The sequence below is a fragment of the Mycobacterium sp. 852002-51163_SCH5372311 genome, from assembly GCF_001667115.1.
Lineage (GTDB): Bacteria > Actinomycetota > Actinomycetes > Mycobacteriales > Mycobacteriaceae > Mycobacterium.
On record NZ_LZIJ01000073.1, the window covers coordinates 37309 to 59604 of the forward strand.

The 22296-nt window shown below is 67.4% G+C and carries 20 protein-coding genes; 15 read left to right on the forward strand and 5 right to left on the reverse strand.

What is annotated here, in order from left to right:
* Window positions 1–65: 65 nt before the first annotated feature.
* On the reverse strand, window positions 66–416 hold the full coding sequence (locus tag A5791_RS26725; protein ID WP_082966827.1) for a hypothetical protein: 351 nt from the start codon (window positions 414–416) through the stop codon (window positions 66–68).
* Between the two features lie 194 nt (window positions 417–610).
* Here A5791_RS26725 and A5791_RS08655 point away from each other — a divergent pair, with 194 nt between their 5' ends.
* The 5 genes from A5791_RS08655 to A5791_RS08675 are packed head-to-tail and all read left to right on the forward strand — an operon-like array spanning window position 611 to window position 6434.
* Complete coding sequence (locus tag A5791_RS08655; protein ID WP_067234079.1) at window positions 611–2233, forward strand: ABC transporter substrate-binding protein; 1623 nt, start codon at window positions 611–613, stop codon at window positions 2231–2233.
* A 1-nt stretch (window position 2234) separates the two neighbouring features.
* Window positions 2235–3161 carry an ABC transporter permease gene (locus A5791_RS08660; protein WP_067233976.1) on the forward strand — a complete coding sequence of 309 codons (927 nt, stop codon included), beginning with the start codon at window positions 2235–2237 and terminating at the stop codon, window positions 3159–3161.
* Complete coding sequence (locus A5791_RS08665) at window positions 3154–4017, forward strand: ABC transporter permease (protein ID WP_067233978.1); 864 nt, start codon at window positions 3154–3156, stop codon at window positions 4015–4017. Before A5791_RS08660 ends, A5791_RS08665 begins: the two co-directional genes overlap by 8 nt.
* The gene (locus A5791_RS08670; RefSeq protein WP_067234081.1) at window positions 4014–5642 is read left to right on the forward strand and encodes an ABC transporter ATP-binding protein; all 1629 of its coding nucleotides are present in this window, start codon (window positions 4014–4016) and stop codon (window positions 5640–5642) included. Before A5791_RS08665 ends, A5791_RS08670 begins: the two co-directional genes overlap by 4 nt.
* 12 nt (window positions 5643–5654) lie before the next feature.
* Window positions 5655–6434: an oxidoreductase gene (locus A5791_RS08675; RefSeq protein ID WP_067233980.1), complete on the forward strand. Its 780-nt coding sequence runs from the start codon at window positions 5655–5657 to the stop codon at window positions 6432–6434.
* Between the two features lie 444 nt (window positions 6435–6878).
* On the opposite strand, the gene A5791_RS08680 is transcribed toward A5791_RS08675, so the two are convergent.
* Window positions 6879–7736 carry an HAD-IB family hydrolase gene (locus A5791_RS08680; protein ID WP_067233985.1) on the reverse strand — a complete coding sequence of 286 codons (858 nt, stop codon included), beginning with the start codon at window positions 7734–7736 and terminating at the stop codon, window positions 6879–6881.
* 491 nt (window positions 7737–8227) lie between these two features.
* Between A5791_RS08680 and ssd the strand changes: the two genes are divergently transcribed.
* The 7 genes from ssd to A5791_RS27140 are packed head-to-tail and all read left to right on the forward strand — an operon-like array spanning window position 8228 to window position 12748.
* Window positions 8228–9283 carry a septum site-determining protein Ssd gene (gene ssd / locus A5791_RS08685; RefSeq protein ID WP_156661093.1) on the forward strand — a complete coding sequence of 352 codons (1056 nt, stop codon included), beginning with the start codon at window positions 8228–8230 and terminating at the stop codon, window positions 9281–9283.
* Complete coding sequence (locus tag A5791_RS08690; protein WP_067233990.1) at window positions 9280–10455, forward strand: TadA family conjugal transfer-associated ATPase; 1176 nt, start codon at window positions 9280–9282, stop codon at window positions 10453–10455. Before ssd ends, A5791_RS08690 begins: the two co-directional genes overlap by 4 nt.
* Before the next feature lie 11 nt (window positions 10456–10466).
* Window positions 10467–11264: a type II secretion system F family protein gene (locus A5791_RS08695; RefSeq protein ID WP_369828035.1), complete on the forward strand. Its 798-nt coding sequence runs from the start codon at window positions 10467–10469 to the stop codon at window positions 11262–11264.
* Window positions 11261–11860 carry a type II secretion system F family protein gene (locus tag A5791_RS08700; protein WP_067233993.1) on the forward strand — a complete coding sequence of 200 codons (600 nt, stop codon included), beginning with the start codon at window positions 11261–11263 and terminating at the stop codon, window positions 11858–11860. The genes A5791_RS08695 and A5791_RS08700 overlap by 4 nt, the downstream gene beginning before the upstream one ends.
* Before the next feature lie 6 nt (window positions 11861–11866).
* A complete protein-coding gene (locus A5791_RS08705) occupies window positions 11867–12097 on the forward strand; it encodes a DUF4244 domain-containing protein (RefSeq protein WP_067233994.1) in 231 nt (76 codons plus the stop codon).
* Window positions 12098–12138: 41 nt separating this feature from the next.
* Complete coding sequence (locus A5791_RS27135) at window positions 12139–12423, forward strand: TadE family type IV pilus minor pilin (RefSeq protein WP_304441690.1); 285 nt, start codon at window positions 12139–12141, stop codon at window positions 12421–12423.
* 31 nt (window positions 12424–12454) lie between these two features.
* Window positions 12455–12748, forward strand: coding sequence for an Rv3654c family TadE-like protein (locus A5791_RS27140; RefSeq protein ID WP_369828036.1), 294 nt, complete (start codon window positions 12455–12457; stop codon window positions 12746–12748).
* A gap of 8 nt (window positions 12749–12756) precedes the next feature.
* Here the strand turns inward: A5791_RS27140 and A5791_RS08720 are convergent, their stop codons facing one another.
* Together A5791_RS08720 and A5791_RS08725 are read right to left on the reverse strand one after the other, a co-directional pair.
* On the reverse strand, window positions 12757–13800 hold the full coding sequence (locus A5791_RS08720; RefSeq protein WP_067233997.1) for a PAS domain-containing protein: 1044 nt from the start codon (window positions 13798–13800) through the stop codon (window positions 12757–12759).
* Between the two features lie 217 nt (window positions 13801–14017).
* Window positions 14018–16333, reverse strand: a complete 2316-nt coding sequence (locus A5791_RS08725; RefSeq protein WP_067233999.1) for a DEAD/DEAH box helicase — start codon at window positions 16331–16333, stop codon at window positions 14018–14020.
* A gap of 292 nt (window positions 16334–16625) precedes the next feature.
* Here A5791_RS08725 and cspA point away from each other — a divergent pair, with 292 nt between their 5' ends.
* The 3 genes from cspA to topA all read left to right on the forward strand — a co-directional run bounded on the left by cspA (window position 16626) and on the right by topA (window position 20567).
* Window positions 16626–16829, forward strand: a complete 204-nt coding sequence (gene cspA / locus A5791_RS08730; protein ID WP_007166602.1) for a cold shock protein CspA — start codon at window positions 16626–16628, stop codon at window positions 16827–16829.
* A gap of 131 nt (window positions 16830–16960) precedes the next feature.
* Window positions 16961–17551 (forward strand): hypothetical protein, encoded by a 591-nt coding sequence (locus A5791_RS08735; protein ID WP_067234001.1) that lies wholly within the window; start codon window positions 16961–16963, stop codon window positions 17549–17551.
* A 211-nt stretch (window positions 17552–17762) separates the two neighbouring features.
* The gene (gene topA, locus A5791_RS08740; protein ID WP_067234006.1) at window positions 17763–20567 is read left to right on the forward strand and encodes a type I DNA topoisomerase; all 2805 of its coding nucleotides are present in this window, start codon (window positions 17763–17765) and stop codon (window positions 20565–20567) included.
* Here topA and A5791_RS08745 read toward each other — a convergent pair.
* Window positions 20564–22240 (reverse strand): adenylate/guanylate cyclase domain-containing protein, encoded by a 1677-nt coding sequence (locus A5791_RS08745; protein ID WP_197504635.1) that lies wholly within the window; start codon window positions 22238–22240, stop codon window positions 20564–20566. The genes topA and A5791_RS08745 overlap by 4 nt on opposite strands.
* Window positions 22241–22296: the final 56 nt, after the last annotated feature.

Genomic DNA, 22296 nt, shown 5'->3' on the forward strand with positions numbered 1-22296 from the left:
ATTGGTGAACCGTCAGTTCCGGCAAAGGCCTTGTAACGCAGGGGAATTGCCCGGCGGCTGACCGGTCAGCGCCGGGCGACGCAGAGTTGGGTCAAAATATCTTGGCCGGCGAGGACGGTGGCGGGTGCTCGCGAACGGACGTCGCCCTGCCGCTGCGTCCCGGCGACCCAGGTAACCGAGGGCGGCGACCACGCGCCGCGAGGTTCGCACACCGACCAGGTGCTGGGCCGATCACGCCTCAGTCCGACGCCTTTGACTGCCTTGTCGTCCGAGGGGGAACCGCTGTCGAGATCGCCTACTGACGCGGAGCGGCGATTGGCGTGTGCCGGACCGGCGTTCGGGCCGATCAGTGCTGTTGCGGCGACCGATTGCGATGCGTCGGTCGAGATGTCGGTCTGCAAAGTCCAGCTGCCCAAGGCAGCGCCGCAGACACACAACACGGCAACGACAGCGATGGCCGACTGCCACCGCGACCATCTAGACGGTTTGCCTGCAACCCGAAAACACACAGTAGTGCAACTGTAGCAGTGGGCAAGAATCTCTAGCCAGCGCGGCGCGTCGGCACCTGAGCTGACAGCGCGCCGCGACGACAGCACCTATGGTCGCTGTCATGCGTCCGAGGTTGCGGGCCACGCTAGCTGCCGTCATCGCGGTGCTGGTGGCCGCGTTCCTGGCCGGTTGCGGTGGCGGGGTACTGAGCCCCGATGTGGTGGTGGTCAACGGCGGCGAACCGCCGAATCCGTTGATTCCGACCGGCACCAACGACAGCTTTGGCGGGCGGATCCTGGATCGGCTGTTCGCCGGCTTGGTCTCCTATGACGCCGCGGGCAAACCGACGCCGGAGGTGGCGCAGTCGATCGAGACCACCGACAACGTCAACTATCGAATCCTCTTGAAACCCGGGTGGAAGTTCACCGACGGATCGCCGGTGACGGCCCACTCGTTCGTCGATGCGTGGAATTATGGAGCCCTGAGCGCCAATGCCCAACTGCAACAAGAGTTTTTTAGCCCGATCGACGGTTTCGAGGATGTCGCCGGCGCACCGGGCGACGGAAAACCCACCACCATGTCCGGGTTGCGGGTGGTCAGCGATGGCGAATTCACCGTACGGCTCAAGGCGCCCACCGTCGACTTCCTGTTGAGACTGGGCCACAGCGCGTTCTATCCGCTGCCCGACAAGGCATTTCGTGACATGCCGGCATTCGGCCGCAGCCCGGTAGGCAACGGCCCCTACCGGCTGGCCGACGGCCCCGACGGTCCAGCCTGGGAACACAACGTCCGGATCGACCTGAAACCCAACCCGGACTACCACGGCAACCGTAAGCCGCACAACAAGGGCCTGAGGTTCGAGTTCTACGCAAACCTGGATACCGCCTATGCCGATCTGCTGTCCGGCAATCTCGATGTGCTGGACACGATTCCGTCGAGCGCGCTGACCATCTACCAGCGTGACCTCGGCGGCAACGCCGCTAGTGGGCCGGCCGCGGTGAATCAGTCCCTCGACACCCCGTTGCGGTTGCCGCATTTCGGCGGCGAAGAGGGGCGACTGCGCCGGCTCGCCCTGTCGGCCGCGATCAACCGTCCGCAAATCTGCCGGCAGATTTTCGCCGGAACCCGCAGCCCCGCACGCGATTTCACCGCCAGATCGCTGCCGGGCTTCGATCCGAACCTGCCTGGCAACGACGTGCTGGACTTCAACCCCGAACGGGCCCGGCAACTATGGGCGCAAGCCAATGCGATCTCGGCGTGGAGCGGCCGTTACGCGATTGCCTACAACGCCGACAGCGCACACCAGGACTGGGTCGACGCGGTGGCCAACAGCATCAAGAACGTGCTGGGTATCGATGCCGCCGGCGTGCCGCAGCCGACGTTCGCGGGATTCCGTACCCAGATCACCAACCGCAACATTGACACCGCGTTCCGCGCCGGCTGGCAGGGCGACTATCCGTCGATGGTGGAGTTCCTCGCCCCGCTGTTCGGGACCGGGGCGGGATCCAACGACGTCGGGTACTCCAGCAGGGAGTTCGACGCGGCACTGGCGACGGCAGAAGCAGCGCCCACCCTGGCTGAGTCCGCCGTGCTGACCAATATCGCGCAGCGAATCCTGTTGCACGACATGCCTACTGTGCCGTTGTGGGACAACATCGCGGTGGTCGGCTGGTCGTCGTCGGTACATGGCGTCACGGTCACCTGGAACGGATTGCCCGACTACGAGAACATCGTGAAGGCCTGAAATGGGTTGGTACTTAGTGCGCCGGATCGCTGCCATGGTGCCGGTCTTCCTCGGTGCCACGCTATTGATCTACGCCATGGTGTTCCTGTTACCCGGTGATCCGCTGGCCGCGATGGCCGGAGACCGGCCGTTGACCCCTGCTGTGGCCGCACAGCTGCGCGCCCGCTACCACCTCGACGATCCCTTTCTGTTGCAGTATCTGCGCTACCTCGGCGGTGTCATGCATGGCGACTTGGGTCGCGCCTACTCCGGCCTGCCGGTCAGTGCCGTTCTGGCGCATGCGTTTCCGGTGACTATCAGGCTGGCGTTGATCGCACTGGCAGTGGAGGCGGTGCTGGGGATCGGTTTCGGCGTGATCGCCGGCCTGCGTCAGGGCGGTGTCTTCGATGCCACAGTCCTGGTCACCGGTCTTGTCATCATCGCGGTCCCGATCTTTGTGCTCGGCTTTCTGGCGCAATTCGTCTTCGGGGTCCGACTGGGCATCGCACCCGTCACCGTCGGTGAAAGGGCAAGCTTCACCCGCCTTTTGCTACCTGGAATCGTCCTGGGCTCGGTGTCATTCGCCTACGTGGTGCGCTTGACCCGGTCGGCGGTTGCCGCCAATGCGCACGCGGACTATGTCCGCACCGCCACCGCCAAGGGCTTGTCGCGGCCTCGGGTGGTGACGGTACACATCCTGCGCAATTCGTTGATCCCGGTGGTGACCTTCCTCGGTGCAGATCTGGGGGCGCTGATGGGCGGAGCGATTGTGACCGAAGGCATCTTCAACATCCATGGCGTCGGAGGGGTGTTGTATCAGGCGGTAACCAGGCAGGAGGCGCCAACGGTGGTGTCGGTGGTGACGGTGCTGGTGCTCATCTATCTGATCACCAACCTATTGGTGGACCTGCTCTACGCGGCGCTCGACCCGAGGATCCGGTATGGCTGAGACGCACAGCTTCTGGCGCGACACCTGGCGCAATCTGCGCCGCCGGCCGAAGTTCGTTGTCGCCGCCGCGCTCATCTTATTCGTCGTCGTCGTTGCCGGGTTTCCGGCTTTGTTCACCGCAGCCGACCCGACCTACGCCGATCCCAGCCAGAGCCTGCAGCCGCCGTCGGCGGCACACTGGTTCGGCACCGACCTGCAGGGCCACGACATTTACGCGCGCACGGTCTACGGTGCGCGGGCGTCTGTCACCGTGGGACTGGGAGCCACCTTGGCGGTGTTCGTCGTCGGCGGGGCCTTGGGAGCCCTGGCGGGCTTCTACGGCAGCTGGATCGACGCCGTCATCTCCCGTATCACCGACGTGTTCTTCGGATTGCCGCTGCTGCTGGCCGCCATCGTGCTCATGCAGGTCATGCACCACCGGACGGTCTGGACCGTGATCGCCATCCTGGCCTTGTTCGGCTGGCCGCAAGTGGCCAGAATCTCCCGCGGGGCGGTCCTCGAAGTACGGGCCAGCGACTATGTGCTGGCGGCTAAAGCTCTGGGACTGAGCAGAATTCAAATCTTGCTGCGGCATGCGCTGCCCAACGCCATCGGGCCGGTTATCGCCGTGGCCACAATTGCTCTGGGCGCGTTCATCGTCACCGAGGCGACGTTGTCCTACCTGGGGGTGGGTCTGCCGACATCGGTAGTTTCGTGGGGCGGCGATATCAACATAGGGCAGACCAGGCTGCGGGCCGGCTCGCCGATATTGTTCTATCCCGCAGGCGCACTGGCGATCACCGTGCTGGCTTTCATGATGATGGGTGACGTCCTGCGGGACGCCCTTGATCCGGCATCACGGGCGTGGCGGGCATGAACGCCGACCCTCCGCTGTTGTCGGTCGAGGGTCTCGAAGTCAGGTTCGGCGGCCAGGAACCCGCGGTTTGTGGATTGGATCTGACCGTGCTTCGTGGTCAAACCGTCGCCGTGGTAGGCGAATCCGGATCGGGGAAATCTACCGCGGCCGCGGCGATCCTCGGCCTGCTGGCGCCGGGCGGGCGAATAACCGCCGGCCGCATCGCTTTCGACGGCCGAGACATCGCGTCGTCCGATCGGAAAGCCGACTCTCGACTGCTGCGGTCCATTCGGGGCAGAGACATCGGCTATGTGCCGCAGGATCCGATGACCAATCTCAACCCAGTCTGGAAGGTCGGCTTCCAGATCCGGGAAGCCTTGCGGGTCAACACCGATGGGCGCGACGCGCGACGACGGGCGGTGGAATTGCTTGCCGAGGCCGGTATGCCCGACCCGCAGAAGCAGGCGGGCAGGTACCCGCATCAGCTGTCCGGCGGAATGTGCCAGCGCGCGCTGATCGCCATCGGCCTGGCGGGCCGACCCCGGCTGCTGATCGCCGACGAGCCGACATCCGCGCTGGACGTCACCGTGCAGCGGCAGGTGCTCGACCATCTGCAACGCCTCACAACCGAATTGGGCACCGCTCTGCTGCTGATCACGCACGATCTGGCGCTGGCCGCCGAGCGGGCCGAGGCCGTCGTCGTCGTCCATCGCGGCAAGGTGGTGGAATCCGGTGCGGCACAGCAGATCCTGCGCAGCCCCGAACACGAGTACACCCGGCGGCTGGTGGCCGCGGCTCCGTCGCTTATTGCGACCCGCCGCCGGGAGCGGGCTGTGCAGGCCGAATTCGACGACATTCTCGTTGCGTCAGAGCTGACCAAGGTCTACCGGGAGTCGCACGGCGCGCCTTGGCGGCGAACGGAATTCCGTGCCGTCGACGCCGTGTCATTCCGGCTACGACGGGCGAGCACCCTGGCGATCGTCGGAGAGTCCGGGTCGGGAAAGTCAACGCTGGCGCGGATGGTCCTCGGTCTGCTGCGACCCACGTCGGGCACGGTGGTTTTCGGCGGCACTGAGATCACCGACCACCTTGGCCGGGACGGAGCGCTTGCCTTCCGCCGGCGGATCCAGCCGGTATTGCAGAATCCCTACAGCAGTCTGGACCCCAGATACACGGTGTATCGCGCCATCGAGGAACCGTTACGGATCCACCGGATCGGCGATCGCAGGCAACGGGAGCACGCGGTGCGGGAACTGGTCGACCAGGTGGCACTGCCGTCGTCGGTCTTGGGCCGGCTGCCCCGTGAGCTGTCGGGTGGTCAGCGGCAACGGGTGGCGATCGCTCGGGCACTTGCGCTGCGCCCGGAGGTACTCGTGTGCGACGAGGCGGTGTCGGCACTCGACGTGCTGGTACAGGCGCAGATTCTTGATCTGCTGACCGATCTGCAGACCCAACTGGGCCTGACCTACCTGTTCATCAGTCACGACTTGGCTGTGATCCGGCAGATCGCCGACGACGTGCTGGTGATGCGCGCCGGGCGGGTGGTCGAACGTGCGCCCACCGAAGAGCTGTTCAGCCGGCCCGGCCATGAGTACACCCGCGAGCTGCTGCAGGCCATTCCCGGCGCCTCGGCACGTTCCCGATAGGCTTGGCAACTCGTGACGGCTGACCCGCTGGCTCCGCTGATGGAGTTGCCTGGCGTCGCCGAGGCCAGTGACCGGGCCCGCGACGCGCTGGGCCGGGCCCACCGGCACCGCGCCAACCTGCGGGGCTGGCCGGTGACGGCTGCCGAGTCGGCGTTGCGGGCGGCGCGGGCGTCGTCGGTGCTCGACGGCGGTCCGGTGCGCCTGGACGATCTCGCGGACTCGGCCGGACCGGAGTCGGGCGTCAGCGATCCCGTCTTCGGTGGAGCGCTGCGGGTGGCCCAGGCGCTGGAAGGCGGCGGAGGCACCCTGGTCGCGGTGTGGCAGCGGGCTCCGTTGCAAGCGCTGGCGCGCCTGCACATGCTGGCCGCCGCGGACCAGGTCGATGCGGATCGTCTGGGGCGTCCCCGCACCGAGCCCGAGATCGGGCCCCGACTGGAATTGCTCGCTGAGCTGGTGACCGGTCGCACCGAGGCGTCCGCGCCGGTGGTTGCCGCGGTCGCACACGGAGAGCTGCTGACGCTCAAGCCTTTCGGTAGCGCGGACGGCGTCGTCGCCCGCGCGGTGTCGCGGCTGGTGACCATCGCGAGCGGGCTGGACCCGCACGGGCTGGGGGTGCCGGAAGTGCGATGGATGCGCCAAGCCGCCGACTATCGCGACGCCGCGCGCGGTTTCGCGGAAGGCACGCCGAAAGGCGTGGGGGCGTGGCTGCTGCTGTGTTGCCGCGCGCTACAGGCCGGCGCGGAAGAGGCACTTTCGATTGCGGAGTCGTTGCCGACGAATCCGAAAAAATAGCCGACCGGTGCCGAAGATACGTCCAGAAATGTGAAAGCGGGCGGCGGTCCGAGGTATTCGGTCCGCCGCCCGCTAACACGGAACTCGGTTACCAGGCGTACATCCTATGGGCTGCGTGGGATGGCCTCGGCGATCTTGCGACGCTTCCGGTTGCAACCCCACCCAAAGGGCCGTCGATACCTTTCACTTTTCGCAATTACGCAGGCCCGCAACACTTCTGCCATTATCGCGGCTGTGACTCAGCGTGGGTGCCGAGAACCGTGCTAGGTGCCCGGATCGGGAGATCGAACCTTCTCTTCCGGATCGACCTAGGCCTCACCGGGCTTCCGTGTTTCCTTTGTACTACTAGACCCTTGGCACAGCAAGGCCCAATTGAGTGAATGTTGCGAAGGGGCTTTGAATTTGCGCGCTTGCCAGTTTGCTGGCAGCTGAAGCTGCGCGGGGTTAGAAGGCGAACCGGCGTAGTAGCGCGTAGGTGACCGCGCCGGCGGCCACCGCGCTGATACCCACCGCGGCGGTGGTTGCGATTGCGGCACCCGAAGGTGCGGGGATGCGGTCGCGCAGCGACACCGGCCGGTCGAACGTCAGTATGGGCCAACCACGTTCGATGGCTTCTCGGCGCAGCGCGCGGTCCGGGTTGACCACGTTCGGGTGACCGACTGTCTCGAGCATCGGCAGGTCGGTGATCGAGTCCGAGTAGGCATAGCAGTGTTCCAACGCATAGCCCTCACGCGCGGCCAGCTCACGGATAGCTTGCACCTTGCCTTCGCCGTAGCAGTAGAACGCAATCTCTCCGGTGTACTTGCCGTCCTCGACGACCATCCGGGTCGCCATGGCGTGGGTGGCGCCCAACTCGCGGGCGATCGGCCCCACGATCTCCTCACCCGACGCCGAAACCACGACCACGTCACGGCCGCAAAGCTTGTGGGCGGCGATCAGGTCCGCGGCTTCGGCAAACACCAGTGGGGTCACGATGTCGTGAAGAGTTTCGTTGACGATCGACTTCACCTGCGCCACGTCCCATCCGGCGCACATGTTGGTCATGTGGGCGCGGATCCGATCCATCTGGTCATGATCTGCCCCGGAGAGCAGGAAGATGAATTGTGCATAGCTGGACTTGAGCACAGCGCGGCGACTCAGCAGTCCCTGAGCGAAGAATGGTTTGCTGAACGCCAGCGTGCTGGACTTCGCGATGATGGTCTTGTCGAGGTCGAAAAAAGCCGCGGTGCGAGCACCGGGACCGGCGGGCGGCACTGCTTCAGGCGAGGTTTGCTGTTGCGCGGCCGAGTCGGGAGCGGTCACGCACCCAGCATAGGGGGCGGGTATGACGAGGCCGCGGTCTTGCGCCCCAAATGGCCACCGAGTCGGCCGAGGTACCCGAGGCAGGGCGTGTTTTTGCGGCTCACGGTGTCTTTTTGATACGACGACCACTTGCGTTAGTGCGGACTGTCATGTGTATAGTAAGCAGTACTCGGCCTAGGCCGAGGGTGTATCAGCCCGACCCCCCGGGGCTGATACACGACGACCCTCGCCTCCTCCCCCCCTGGCGGGGGTCGTCCCTTTTCTCCGGAAAATATTTCTTATACGTAGGGCGCTCGGCACAGCTAGATGTGCGTTGCGGGAATGTGCTGTCGCGCGCGGTCGCAGTGCTGGGCGGGCCAGTTTGTGCACACTTGCGTCTCTTTCCACAGATCGCTGTCTGGGACTGGCGTCCCAGCCCGCCGGCCGCCCACGCTGGGTGAGTGAGTAGCGACGCGAGCAACGTAAGGATGGCTTCGGCCGGTGTGTTGGCGGTGCTGACCGACTCCGATCTGCGTGACGAGCTGGACCGCGTTGCCGCTGCCGTCGGTATCCGAGTGGTGCACCTCGGCTCAGGAGCCGCGCTGAGCAGAAGGACATGGTCGGCGGCCGCGGCCGTGGTCCTCGACCAGCCCGCGGCAGAGCGCTGTGGGCGGCTGGCGCTGCCGCGGCGTGTCCATGTCAGCGTGCTGACCGCCGCCGGACCAACGACTGCGACCTGGGAGTCGGCCATCGTCGTCGGCGCCCAGCATGTGCTGAGATTGCCCGGCCAAGAGGCCGAACTGGTCCACGAGTTGGCCGAAGCGGCCGAATCGGCGCGCGACGACGCTGCCCGTGGAGACGTCGTCGCTGTGGTCGGCGGCTGCGGCGGCGCGGGCGCGTCGTTGTTTGCGGTCGCACTCGCGCTCGCGGCCACCGACGCGCTCCTGGTGGACCTCGATGGGTGGGGTGGTGGCATCGACCTGTTGGTCGGCGGAGAGGGCGTGCCCGGTGTGCGTTGGCCCGACCTGTCATTACAGAGCGGCCGGCTGAATTGGTCGGCCATGCGTGAAGCGCTGCCCCGCCATCGCGGGATCACCGTGCTCTCCGGCACCAGACGCGGGTACGAGGTCGAAGCGGGGCCGGCGGACGCTGTCATCGACGCTGGCCGCCGTGGCGGAGTCACCGTGGTATGCGATCTGCCCCGCAACCTGACCGATGCCACCCAGACCGCCTTGGACACAGCTGATCTCGTAGTACTGGTGAGCCCGTGCGATGTGCGTTCGTGCGCGGCGTCCGCGACCCTCGCTCCGATGCTCGCCGCGATCAATCCCAACGTCGGCCTGGTCGTCCGGGGACCGTCACCGGGTGGATTGCGCGCAGCAGAGGTGGCAGACATCGCGGGTCTGCCGCTGCTGGCCTCGATGAGAGCCCAGCCGTGCCTAGCCGAGCAGCTGGAACACGGTGGCCTGCGCTTGCGGCGTGGCTCCCCGTTGGCGGTGGCGGCTCGTCGGGTGCTCGGTGTGCTGCCGGCACGTCCGGGCACAATGCAGAACGGCAGGGCGGCGTGAGCGGGTCGCTGATCGAACGGGTGCGGGAGCGGCTGGCCGCGGAACCCGCCTTGCCGGGGTCGCGGCTGGGGCCCGCTGTGGTGGCCGCCGCGATACGGGCCGAGTCTGGCGGAGTGCTCGGCGATACCGAGGTTCTCGCCAATCTTCGGGTCTTACAGACCGAACTGACCGGCGCCGGAATCCTCGAACCGCTGCTGCGTGCCGACGGCACCACCGACGTTCTGGTCACCGCGCCGGATGCGGTGTGGGTCGACGACGGAAACGGACTGCGCCGCAGCGAAATTCGGTTCGCCGATGAGGCGGCGGTGCGGCGATTGGCGCAGCGGCTGGCCTTGGCCGCCGGCCGCCGCCTCGACGACGCGCAACCCTGGGTGGACGGCCAGCTAACCTCAATCGGCGGTGGAGAGTTCGCGGTGCGGCTGCACGCGGTGCTGCCGCCCATCGCGGCCGCGGGCACCTGCCTGTCGTTGCGGGTGCTGCGGCCCGCCACTCAGGATCTGGCAGCCCTGACCGCGGCCGGCGCGATCGAGCCGCAGGCTGCTGCGCTGGTCGCCGACATCATCGCCGCGCGGCTCGCATTTCTGGTGTGCGGCGGCACCGGGGCCGGAAAGACAACTTTGTTGGCGGCCATGCTGGGCGCGGTAGCTCCCAATGAGCGCATCGTCTGCGTCGAAGATGCCGCCGAGCTGGCACCCCGGCATCCGCATTTGGTCAAGCTGGTCGCGCGATGTGCGAACGTCGAAGGCGTCGGGCAGGTGCCAGTGCGCCAGCTGGTTCGTCAAGCGCTGCGGATGCGGCCGGACCGCATCGTGGTCGGCGAGGTCAGGGGCGCCGAGGTGGTCGATCTGCTGACGGCGCTGAACACCGGCCACGACGGCGGGGCGGGCACCGTGCACGCCAACAATCCGGGCGAGGTTCCCGCGCGGCTGGAGGCGCTGGGCGCGCTCGGCGGTCTCGACCGGGCCGCGCTGCACAGCCAGCTCGCCGCCGCCGTCCAGGTGCTGCTGCACGTCGCTCGGGACCGCTTCGGGCGGCGTCGGCTCGCAGAGATCGCCGTGCTGCGCCCGGCGGAAGGGACAGTTCGGGCGGTCACCGTGTGGCATGCCGACCGGGGAATGACCGAGGACGCGGGTGATCTGCAGCGCCTACTGCGAAGCCGAATATCGTCGTGAACGGCCAGGTGATGGCGGCGCTGTTCTTGTCGCTTGCCCTCTTCATGCTTTCGTCGTCCCCGCGGCGCCGGCTCACCGTTTCGGCGCTCGACGGTCGGCACCTCCGGTTGGCGGGCGCCCGCTGCGCGGGCCGCATCGCGGTGGGATGTTCCGCGGTCGCCGGCGTCGCCTTGCTGCCCTTGACGACGGTTCTCGCCGGCGCGGTGCTGGGCGCCACCGCCACAGTGCGCCGCCGCCGTGGCCACCGAATCCGCCGGGCGACCGCCGAGGGCCAGACCTTGGAAACCGCGCTGGATGTGCTGGTCGGCGAACTGCGCGTGGGCTCGCATCCGGTGCACGCATTCGACGTCGCGGCGGACGAGACCCACGGCGCGGTTGCCGCGTCGTTGCGCGCCGTCGCGGCTCGGGCCAGATTGGGCGCCGATGTTGCGGCGGGTCTGCGCGGTGCGGCCGGCTCCTCGGCCCTGCCCTCGCAGTGGGAGCGGCTAGCCGTGTGCTGGCAGCTGGCCACCGACCATGGGTTGGCCATCGCGACTTTGATGCGCGCCGCACAACGAGACATCGCCGAGCGGCAACGATTCGCGGCACGGGTGGCATCGGGAATGGCCGGCGCTCGCGCTACCGCTGCCATCCTGGCCGGCCTGCCGGTGCTCGGGGTGCTGCTCGGCCAACTGATCGGGGCCCGGCCGCTGACGTTCTTGCTGAGTGGCCACGCGGGCGGGTGGCTGCTGGTGGTGGGGTCGACACTCGCTTGCCTGGGACTGCTTTGGTCGGACCGCATTACCGAGCGAGCGGGAGCCGAGGCATGAGTACCGCGGCGGTTTTGTTGGCCGTGGCGTTGTGGACCGGCGCCGGCCCCTCGATGGTGCGGGCGCGAGCCAGGAGACCGGTCCGCGCACACACCCGGCAGGGCCCGCTGCACCGCACGAAACGCGGTGCGGACCCGCTGGCGGTGGCCTCCAGCCTCGACGTGCTGGCGGTCTGCCTGACGGCCGGCATGGCGGTGTCGGCCGCAGCGGCGGCGACCGCGCCGTCCGCGCCACCAAAATTGGCCTCGGTGCTCCGTCGGGCTTCCGATCTGCTGGCGCTGGGAGCCGACCCGGCAGTGGCCTGGTCGTCGCCGCGGGATCTGCCCGCCGACTCGGTGGATCCGCAGATCGATGCGCTGCTGCGGTTGGCCAGGCGTTCGGCGTCTTCGGGTTCGGCGCTGGCCGCCGGCGTCGCGGAACTGGCCGATCAGTGCCGCAGCGACGCTGCACACGCGGCCGCCGCGGCCGCCGAGCGAGCCGGGGTGCTGATCGCCGGACCCCTTGGACTGTGCTTTCTGCCGGCGTTCGTGTGTCTGGGCATTGTTCCGGTGGTCGCCGGCTTGGCCGGCGACCTTCTTCAATCGGGACTGCTGTGAATAGAGATGAAGACCGACCAAAAGGAGAAAGTCTTGGTAATCAACATGTTTCGGGTGTTCGTGGCGCGCATGACGCTGCTTGCCACCGACGAGTCCGGGATGTCCACAGTCGAGTACGCGATCGGGACCATCGCGGCGGCGGCCTTCGGTGCGATCCTTTACTCCGTCGTCACCGGTCATTCCATCGTGTCAGCGCTGACCAACATCATCGGTCGCGCGCTCAACACGAAGGTCTAGCTGCGAGTGCCGGCGCGAGCACGGTCGAGGCGGCACTGGGAATCGCCGCATTGGTCGTGGTGCTGGTGTTGTGCCTGGCCGGGATCACCGCGGTGTCGATGCAGGTGCGCTGTATCGATGCCGCCCGCGAGGCAGCCCGGCTGTCGGCGCGCGGCGACGAACACGCGGGCGTCGCCGCAGCGCGGCGCATCGCCCCGGGCGGCGCGCAGATCCAGGTACGCCGCGACGGCGACTTCATGGTCGCCACCGTGGTCGCGCACTCAAAGCTGTTGCCTAAGTTGGGCATTGCGGCCAAAGCGGTATCGGCAGCCGAACCGGCGGGATGATCTCGGCTCGGCCACGTTGGTCGCGGCGGCTATGGTCGCCGTCCTGCTGTCCGTTACGGGCGCCGGTGCGTATCTCGGCTCGGTCGTGGTGGCACGGCACCGAGCGCAGGCGGCGGCCGACCTGGCCGCTCTGGCGGGCGCGGCGCGACTACCTTCGGGCGTTGCGGCGGCCTGCGATCTGGCGACCGCAGTGGCCCTGGCGATGCGTGTCGACGACGCCGTATGCCGGGTAGACGGCCTCGACGTGGTGGTAACGGTCCGGGTCGCTGTCGCCTTCGCCGGCGCGGCGCAGGCGGCGGCGCGGGCCGGGCCGGTTTCGAGGTAGCTCGTTCGTCAGGTGTCGTCGGTGTCGTCGGTGCCCGGAGCCAGATTCGCGTCGGCGAGTTCTTCGTCGGTGGGCCGTCGCAGCGACACCAATCCGGCGAACGTGTCCGGTTCCAGCTCTACCCGATTGACCGTCACATGCATCGGCACCCAAGCGCCACGGTCGCCGGGCAGGCGCAACACCCGGGATGTGGCGCCGCCGACGAATTCCGAAGTCATGGACGACTTCAGATGCTCGTCGTCGGGATGCACCCGCGGCCGGTCGGGGTCGCTGCCACGCCAGTCGTAGAAGGGGCAGGGGTCGTCGAGCCACTTCAACAGGGTCCAGTTGTTGGGGTCGACCAACGCCCGGTGCACCCCGGGCTGGGCCAATCCGTTCAAGATCTGCTGTGCCAGTCGATCGACCGGCAGTGGCGCCCCTTCGAGTTCGCCCCGCCAGTTCATCCCGCGCGAAATTAAGTGGTCGCGACCGTCCGGCCCCGGTTCCACCGCGGTGCGCGCGACGAAGCCCACCCGAATCGGCTCGCCCTGCCAATCGGTGATATCCCAGCTGCTGCAAAGGGTTTGACCGGGCTCGGCTTTGATCGCCAACGCCAGTACCTTGCTCTCGTTGGGATTGAGATCGCGCGATGGCAGATCCTCCGCGAAGGCCCTGCCATGAGTGGCCTCGACCGCCGGATTTTTGCCGCTGTTTTCCAGCGACTCCGGAGTATCGGTGGCCATGCCCAAGGTCAGGTCCCACTTGAGTGGGCCGGGGACCGGCCGCTCCGGCGGATCCGTGCCGGCGGGCCCGCTCCAGACGTGCACGCCGTGCATGCGGCCGTCGGACATCACCACTGGTTCGGTGCGGATGACGCGGTCGCTCTTGGGGGTGATGCTGGTCAGGCTCTGGCCAGTTTGCACGGACTCGGCGATCGCCGTACGGACCGCGGAGAGGTAGGGACTTCGTCGCAGGAACGCGGTTATCGGAACGAGGTTCTTCGGTTGACGCCCCTGCGCTACCACGGCGGGTTCGTCGCCCAGCGTCTCCACGAGCAGCCAGTCGTGGGCCATGCCGACAAGTTTACGGGCCGGAGCCAGGATCAGGCCCGAAGCGGGTCGCCGCATCGACCGGGTTCGTGCGGCCCACGGAATTTGCGCAGACCACCGGAAACGGAGTAATTTCCTCTGCGCCCGCATCGTCGGGCTTACGAGCGGATCGTGTTTTCCGACTGCTCGTCGTCCCGTGGAGGTCGACCGTCGAGGGGTCGGTCGCCATCCTCCGGGTTCCTTATCGTGATTCGCCGGCCAGCGCGGCGAGCACCAACCGCAGCACCTGCACGGCACCGGCCTTGTCCAATGGGTCGTTGCCGTTGCCGCACTTGGGCGACTGCACACATGACGGACATCCGCCCGGGCATTCACATGCCTCGATGGCCGCGGCGGTCGCACCCAGCCAGGTGCTGGCCTGGCGGAAGCCACGTTCGGCGAATCCCGCCCCGCCCGGGTAGCTGTCGTAGACGAAAACACTGGGCAGGCCGTCGGGCCCGATTGCGGTGGACATGCCGCCGATGTCGCCGCGGTCGCAGCTGGCCACCAACGGCAGCAGTCCGATGGCGGCGTGCTCGGCGGCGTGCAGCGACCCGGGGATGCGCGGTAGCTCAATATTGTTGTCTAACAGGGCCTCCGGGGTAACGGTGTACATGACGGCGGTGGTGGGCAAGGTGTGCTTGGGCATGTCCAATTCGGTGAAGTCGATCACCTCCCCGGTCAGCCGCCGACGCAAATAGCCGACGACTTGATGGGTGACGGTCACGGGCACCAGCCCTAGAGTGACTTCGCCGAACGGTAAGCGCTCCCCGATACCGGTGACCGAGATGTCGGTGACTTCTCGCGCGAACGTCGCGTAGCCGGGGTCCCCAGCGTGCACGAAAGCGATCCCGTCCTCGATATCCAGCGAGTCGACGAGGTAGGTCTCGCCCTGATGCAGGTACACCGCCCCCGGATGAACCGTGGCCGGAGCCTGACCGAGACCGACACTGCCCAACAGCCGTCCGGTTTCGGCCTCCACGATCATGATCTGCTCGCCCGTCGAACCCCGGATGTCCACCGCGGCGTGAGGTTCGACGCCGGGCGCCGGAAAATACCTGCCGTTGCGCCGCCGCAGGAGCCCGTCGTCGACCAGGTTTTCGGCTACCTGCTCGGCACCCAACGCTCTGACCTCGGCCTCATCGAGGGGCAATTCGGTTGCTGCACAGAGCAACTGGGGTCCCAGAAGGTAAGGGTTGGCGGGATCGATCACGGATCGCTCGACCGGTTTGTCCAGCAGCGCCGCTGGATGGTGCACCAGAAACGTGTCCAGCGGGTCGTCGCGGGCGATCAGCATCACCAGCGCGCCCTGTCCGCGCCGGCCGGACCGCCCCGCCTGTTGCCAGAACGAAGCGACTGTCCCCGGAAACCCGGCGAGCACCACCGCGTCCAGGCCGGCGATGTCGACACCCAATTCCAGGGCGTTGGTCGTGGCCAAACCGCGCAGCCTGCCCTCGGCCAGCGCATGCTCGAGGGCTGTGCGGTCTTCGGCGAGATAACCGGCTCGATAGGACGCCACCGTCTTGGACAGCTCTGGAGCGATGTCGTCCAACCGGGATTGGGTGCCCAGTGCGGTCAGCTCGGCGGCACGCCGCGACCGGACGAACGTCAGGGTCTGGGCTCCTTCGGCGATCAGGTCGGCCATCACCCGGGCGGCCTCGGCACCCGCGGACCGTCGCACCGGGGCGCCGTTCTCACCGGTCAGGTCGGTACGCAGCGCAGGCTCCCACAGCGCGAGGGTGCGGGCCCCCTGCGGCGAGCCGTCCTCGGTCACCTCCGCGACCGGGCGGCCGATGAGTTCGGCGGCCGTCGCGCCCGGCGATGCCGTCGTCGCGCTCGCGAAGATCACCGTGGGCTCGGCCGAATAACGCGCGCACAACCGCAGCAGGCGACGCAGCACCATCGCCACGTTCGAGCCGAAAACACCGCGGTAGTAATGACATTCGTCGACAACCAGGTAGCGAAGACGGCGCAGCAGCCCCGCCCAGCGGGCATGGTTGCGCAGTATCGACAAGTGGACCATGTCGGGGTTGGAGAACAGCCATCGAGAGCGTTCGCGGGCGAACCGGCGCACCTCGGTGGGACTGTCGCCGTCGTAGGCCGTGGGAGCGACGTCGGCCATCCGCGGGATGGCGGTGGTCAGGGCGTGTGCGGCGCGCAACTGATCGTGGCCGAGCGCTTTCGTCGGCGACAGGTACAGCACCCGGGCCGTGGGGTCGGTCGCCAGCGCGTTGAGGACGGGGAGTTGATACGCCAACGATTTTCCCGACGCGGTACCGGTGCTCACCACCACATGACGGCCGGCGTGCGCCAGCTCGGCCGCCTCGAACTGGTGGGACCACGGAGCGACGATGCCGCGCTCGCCGAACGCCCGAATCACCTCGGGCTCGGCCCAGTGCGGCCACTGGTGGGGCCGGCCGCTGCGCGCCGGCAGCTCGGCGACATGGCGCAACGGACGCTCGCCCGGTGGAGTGCCGGCGAGCGCGACCGTCAGCAGTTCGCTGCCGAAACTCGCCATTTCAGGCCTTTCCGCGCGTGTCTAGCCGGGTGTCGGTATGACGCGGACGTAAATTCACCATCCCTTCGACTGCCAAGGAGCTGTCGCCGACGCGTTGAACATGGTTGACTAATCCCGGTCGCAGCTTCTGTGTTCGTGTCAAACTTTCGCAGGATCGACGTTGCGGCCGCGGTTCCTGCGAGGTTATCGGTCGGGTGAAGTTCCGGCGACTCCGCGAGGTATGGCGGTCGCAGCTGGCCCGGGGCACCGAAAGGCGGTGCACCGCACCCAGAAGAAAAGGAAAGATCGAGAAATGCCACAGGGAACTGTGAAGTGGTTCAACGCGGAGAAGGGGTTCGGCTTTATCGCCCCTGAAGATGGTTCCGCGGATGTGTTTGTCCACTACACGGAGATCCAGGGTTCGGGCTTCCGCACCCTTGAAGAAAACCAGAAGGTCGAGTTCGAGATCGGCCACAGCCCTAAGGGCCCCCAGGCCACCGGCGTCCGTTCCGTCTAAGCGGGCAGAAGCTGACGAAACCCCCCGGCGCGATCCGGGGGGTTTTCGTTTTGGTCCATCCGGCGCGAGGCAGCACCGCCGCGCCGAAAACTTCAAGCCGCAGCTCGGCTCGCTGGCCTACTGTCGGTGACGTGAGCCAGCTTTCCTTCTTCACCGCAGAGTCGGTACCGCCCGCGGTCGCCGATCTCGCCGGTGTGCTGGCGGCCACTGGTCAGATCGTGCTTGTCACCAGCGGCGATATTCAGGGCGCCCGGCTCTCGGTGGTGGTCGAGCAGCCCTGGCGCGCAGAGGCGCTGGCCGAGATGATCCGCGAAGCCGGTTTGGCGCCCGAGATCACCCGCACCGAGGAAGACACCCCGCTGGTCAGGACGGAAGTCAGCCCGCTGTTGCGCCCGATCGCCGCCGAATGGACGCGTGGCGCGGTCAAGACGGTGCCGCCGCGCTGGCTGCCGGGCCCGCGGGAACTGCGAGCGTGGACCCTGGCGGCGGGAAGCCCAGAGGCCGACCGCTACCTGCTGGGTCTGGATCCACACGCGCCGGACACCCATTCGCCGCTCGCGTCGGCGTTGATGCGGGTCGGCATCGCGCCTACTTTGATCGGCACTCGCGGAGCTCGGCCCGCCCTGCGGATCAGCGGCCGACGCCGGCTATCGCGCCTGGTAGAGAACGTAGGGGAACCGCCTGATAGCGCGGACGCGTTGTCGCAGTGGCCGCGGGTTTAGCGGTCCGCCGGCATCCCCATTACGGGGAGTCGGTGTGCACCCAGTTTGCGCGGGCCCACCAAAGGGTGCGAAATTGTCAGGTGCCCGCAGGCGGAGGGACGCCGACGGACCCGGATCTCCTGGATTGCATCTGCACCTCAGGGCCGACCGTTATCCCTGCTACGGGTGGTCCCGTCGGGGGCCGGAACACAGAGATGGAGCGTAAGCGCAGTTGCCTGACCCGAGTACCGGAGGCCAGACGGGCACTACTAGCGGCCGAAATGGGAGCCCACGGCGACTTGTCATTGTCGAGTCGCCGACCAAGGCGCGCAAACTAGCCGGCTACCTGGGCTCGTCTTACATCGTCGAGTCCTCTCGAGGGCACATCCGCGATCTGCCACGAGCCGCGGCCGACGTGCCCGCGAAGTTCAAGTCGGAGCCGTGGGCCAGGCTCGGCGTCAACGTCGACGCCGACTTCGAACCCCTCTACATCATCAGCCCGGAGAAGAAGAGCACCGTCAGCGAGCTGAGGGGCCTCCTCAAGAGCGTCGACGAGCTGTATCTGGCCACAGATGGCGACCGCGAGGGCGAAGCGATCGCGTGGCACCTGTTGGAGACGCTGAAACCGCGCATACCGGTCAAGCGGATGGTTTTCCACGAGATCACCGAGCCGGCCATCCTCGAGGCCGCCCAAAACCCCCGCGACCTGGACATCGACCTGGTCGACGCGCAGGAGACCCGCCGCATCCTGGACCGGCTGTACGGCTATGAGGTCAGCCCGGTGCTGTGGAAGAAGGTTGCGCCCAAGCTGTCGGCGGGCCGGGTCCAGTCGGTGGCCACCCGCATCATCGTGCAGCGCGAACGCGACCGCATGGCGTTCCGCAGCGCCTCCTACTGGGACATTCTGGCCAAGCTGGATGCCAGCGTGTCCGACCCGGAGGCGCAGCCGCCCACTTTCAACGCCCGGCTGACCAATGTGGACGGCCTGCGCGTGGCCACCGGTCGCGATTTCGACTCGCAAGGCGTATTACGCAAGGCCGACGAAGTGGTGGTGCTGGACGAGGCGCGCGCGACTGAGCTGGCCGCCGGTTTGCGCGGCGCGCAGCTGACCGTGGCGTCGGCGGAGGAGAAGCCCTACACCCGCCGCCCGTATCCGCCGTTCATGACGTCGACGCTGCAGCAGGAAGCGGGTCGCAAGCTGCGGTTCTCCGCGGAGCGGACGATGAGCATCGCTCAGCGGCTCTACGAGAACGGCTACATCACCTACATGCGTACCGACTCGACCACGCTGTCGGAGTCGGCTATCAACGCGGCGCGTACCCAGGCGCGTCAGCTCTATGGCGCGGAGTACGTGTCCCCGTCGCCGCGTCAGTACACCCGCAAGGTGAAGAACGCGCAGGAGGCGCACGAGGGCATCCGGCCCGCCGGCGAGACGTTCGCCACCCCGGACGCGGTACGGCGTGAACTGGACGGCGACGAATTCCGGCTCTACGAGCTGATCTGGCAGCGCACCGTGGCCTCGCAGATGGCCGACGCGCGCGGCACCACCCTGAGCCTTCGGATCGAAGGCCGGTCGGGTGAACAGTCAGTGGTGTTTTCCGCATCTGGGCGCACGCTCACCTTCCCCGGGTTCCTCAAGGCCTACGTCGAGACAGTGGACGAACTGGCCGGCGGCGAGGCCGACGACGCCGAGCGCCGGCTGCCGCACCTCACCCGCGGCCAGCGGCTGGACGCGGTCGAGCTGACCCCGGACGGACACGCCACCAATCCGCCGGCGCGGTACACCGAGGCTTCGCTGGTCAAAGCGCTCGAGGAGCTGGGTATCGGGCGCCCGTCGACGTATTCGTCGATCATCAAGACCATCCAGGACCGGGGCTACGTGTTCAAAAAGGGCAGTGCCCTGGTGCCGTCGTGGGTGGCGTTCGCGGTGACTGGCCTCTTGGAGCAGCATTTCGGCCGGCTCGTCGACTACGACTTCACCGCGGCAATGGAAGACGAACTCGACGAGATAGCCAACGGGCACGAGCGACGCACCAACTGGCTCAACAACTTCTACTTCGGCGGGGACCACGGGGTGCCCGATTCGGTGGCCCGCTCGGGTGGCCTCAAGAAACTTGTCGGCGTCAACCTCGAAGGCATCGACGCTCGAGAAGTCAACTCCATCAAGCTGTTTGACGACGCGCAGGGTCGGCCCATCTATGTTCGGGTGGGCAAGAACGGGCCTTACCTGGAACGCCTGGTGACCAACGACGACGGCGAGCCCACGCCGCAGCGCGCCAACCTGAGCGATTCGATCACCCCTGACGAGCTGACGCTCGAAATCGCCGAAGAGCTGTTCGCCACCCCGCAAGAGGGGCGCGTGCTGGGTGTGGACCCGGCCACCGGCCACGAGATCGTCGCCAAAGACGGCCGGTACGGGCCTTACGTGACCGAGATCCTGCCCGAGCGCCCGGACGACGGTGACGAAGGCAACCAGGGCGCGAAGAAGGGCAAAAAACCGACCGGACCGAAACCGCGGACCGGTTCGCTGCTGCGCAGCATGGACCTGCAGACCGTGACGCTCGAGGACGCATTGAAGCTGCTTTCGCTGCCCCGGGTGGTCGGTGTGGACCCTGCTTCGGGCGAGGAGATCACCGCGCAGAACGGGCGCTATGGCCCATACCTGAAGCGCGGCACCGATTCCCGGTCGCTGTCAACCGAAGACCAGATATTCACCATCACTCTCGACGAAGCGCTGAAGATCTACGCCGAGCCGAAACGTTCCGGCCGGGCAAGCGCCTCAGCGCCGCCGCTGCGTGAGTTGGGCACCGATCCGGCGTCGGGCAAGCCAATGGTGATCAAGGACGGCAGGTTCGGACCCTACGTCACCGACGGTGAGACCAACGCCAGCCTGCGCAAAGGCGATGACGTGCTGTCCATCACCGACGAGCGTGCCGCCGAACTGCTGGCCGACCGGCGCGCCCGCGGTCCCGCGAAGCGGCCGGCCAAACGGACCACCCGCAAGACGCCGGCAAAGAAAGCGGCCAAGCGCAGCTAGTCGGTAGCGCGAGCAGACGTCTTCTCGGCAGCGGCCGTCTCGGCGTGGGCAGTCGACACCTCATCTGGATCCGCAAGATTCAGCGGGCGCGCCAGCTGAGTCGGCGCGGCGCGGCCGCGCAGCTCGACGACTTCGCCCACATCCCAGCACAGGGCCTCGGCGTCGAGCGCGCCACTGACCGCGATCGCCGACGCCAGCACATGGCCTTCCTCGAGTTTGGCGAGCTCGGTGAGCCGCGCGGCCTCGTTGACCGGGTCACCGATCACGGTGTACTCGAAGCGCGCTTGGGCGCCGATATGGCCTGCGATCGCCCGGCCGGCCGACACCCCGATGCCGAACTCGGCGGAACCCAGCACCGGTAGCAGTTCGTCGTGCAGCTCACGCGCTGCGGCCAGCGCCGCGCCGGCGCCGTCGGGATGTTCGATCGGCGCGCCGAAAATCGCCAGCGCGGCGTCGCCCTGGAACTTGTTGACGAATCCGCCGTGCCGCCCGACCGTGTCCACCACCACGCGGAAGAACTCGTTGAGCAGGTGGACCACCTCGGCCGGCGGCTTGGTCGCGGCCAGCTGGGTGGAGCCGACCAGGTCGACGAAAAGCACCGCGACGTCGCGCTCCCGCCCGCCCAGCTCGGTACCGCGCTCCAGGGCCCGCCGGGCCACGTCCTCGCCGACATAGCGGCCGAACAGGTCACGCAGCCGCTGCCGCTCGGACAGGTCGCGCACCATGTCGTTGAAGCCGGCCTGCAGCAGGCCCAGCTCGCTGGCGTCGTAGATCTGCATGTGGGCGTTGTAGTTGCCGCGCTGGACCTCGGACAGTGCCCAGCGCAGCTGACGCAGCGGGTCGGCGATCGACATCGCCACCAGCAAGGTGCTGACCAGGCCGATGCCCAGCGCCGCCAAAGCCAGCAACAGGATGGGATCGAACAGCTTCTCGGGTGAGGCCCGCAGCAAGGAAGCCTTGTCGGCGACCACGGCAAGCACGATGGTCAGCAGCGGCACGCCGGTGGACAGAATCCAGGCCAGCATCAGCCGCAGGATGACGCCGGGGGCCTGGACGTTTTCCGGCACGCCGCTGCGCAGGGCCGCGACCGCCACCGGCCGCAGCACCCGCTCGGACTGCAGGTAGCCGATGATCGCGGTCGCGGTGGCGCCCAGGGCGGTGGCGACAGCGACGACGGGCGCGGCGTATCTGGCGACCGACCAGCTGGCGATGATGAATATCGCCCCGCCGATGGCCCACGACCCCATGCTGATCAGCGTGCGGTAGAAGGGCATCCGCAGCGCGCGGCTGCGCGCCACTTCGGTATCGGCCGGGTCGGACTCGGCGAGCAGGTTGTCGCGGCGCTGCCAGCGGAAAACCGGCATCAGCAGTTTCACGTTCACCACGAAGCCGGCGAGAAAGACGGCGACCAGTGACGTGACGACGATGACTAGGTTCCGCAGTGGCAGGTCCTGCAATTCGACCCGGTCCTGGGGCGGCAGGCCGTAGCGCAGGAAGCCGAGCACGAAAAGGGCGCCGATGATATCGGCTTGCAGCATGCTGAGCGAAAACACCGGCCACGGGGTGCGCACCACCCACCGGACGAACCCACTAATCCGCCCGGGCAATGCCGCCTGGGTTGCCACGGATCCACCGTATCGGTCGGCGGCGACTTGTCGGAAACTTAAATCCACCCCGCAAGTCGCCCGCTGTTGGCGAAAGATGCCGAAAGATCACGGAATTGTCGCGA

What these genes read in the sequence shown, in the direction of transcription:
- A5791_RS08720 (WP_067233997.1), bottom strand. Translation starts at nt 13,800, where the DNA reads ATGGCCCACGACTGGCTGCTCGTGGAGACGCTGGGCGACGAACCCGCC.
- A5791_RS08700 (WP_067233993.1), top strand. Translation starts at nt 11,261, where the DNA reads ATGAGTACCGCGGCGGTTTTGTTGGCCGTGGCGTTGTGGACCGGCGCC.
- A5791_RS08665 (WP_067233978.1), top strand. Translation starts at nt 3,154, where the DNA reads ATGGCTGAGACGCACAGCTTCTGGCGCGACACCTGGCGCAATCTGCGC.
- A5791_RS08705 (WP_067233994.1), top strand. Translation starts at nt 11,867, where the DNA reads ATGAAGACCGACCAAAAGGAGAAAGTCTTGGTAATCAACATGTTTCGG.
- A5791_RS08660 (WP_067233976.1), top strand. Translation starts at nt 2,235, where the DNA reads ATGGGTTGGTACTTAGTGCGCCGGATCGCTGCCATGGTGCCGGTCTTC.
- A5791_RS08695 (WP_369828035.1), top strand. Translation starts at nt 10,467, where the DNA reads ATGGCGGCGCTGTTCTTGTCGCTTGCCCTCTTCATGCTTTCGTCGTCC.
- A5791_RS08725 (WP_067233999.1), bottom strand. Translation starts at nt 16,333, where the DNA reads ATGGCGAGTTTCGGCAGCGAACTGCTGACGGTCGCGCTCGCCGGCACT.
- A5791_RS08655 (WP_067234079.1), top strand. Translation starts at nt 611, where the DNA reads ATGCGTCCGAGGTTGCGGGCCACGCTAGCTGCCGTCATCGCGGTGCTG.
- cspA (WP_007166602.1), top strand. Translation starts at nt 16,626, where the DNA reads ATGCCACAGGGAACTGTGAAGTGGTTCAACGCGGAGAAGGGGTTCGGC.
- A5791_RS27140 (WP_369828036.1), top strand. Translation starts at nt 12,455, where the DNA reads ATGGTCGCCGTCCTGCTGTCCGTTACGGGCGCCGGTGCGTATCTCGGC.
- A5791_RS08670 (WP_067234081.1), top strand. Translation starts at nt 4,014, where the DNA reads ATGAACGCCGACCCTCCGCTGTTGTCGGTCGAGGGTCTCGAAGTCAGG.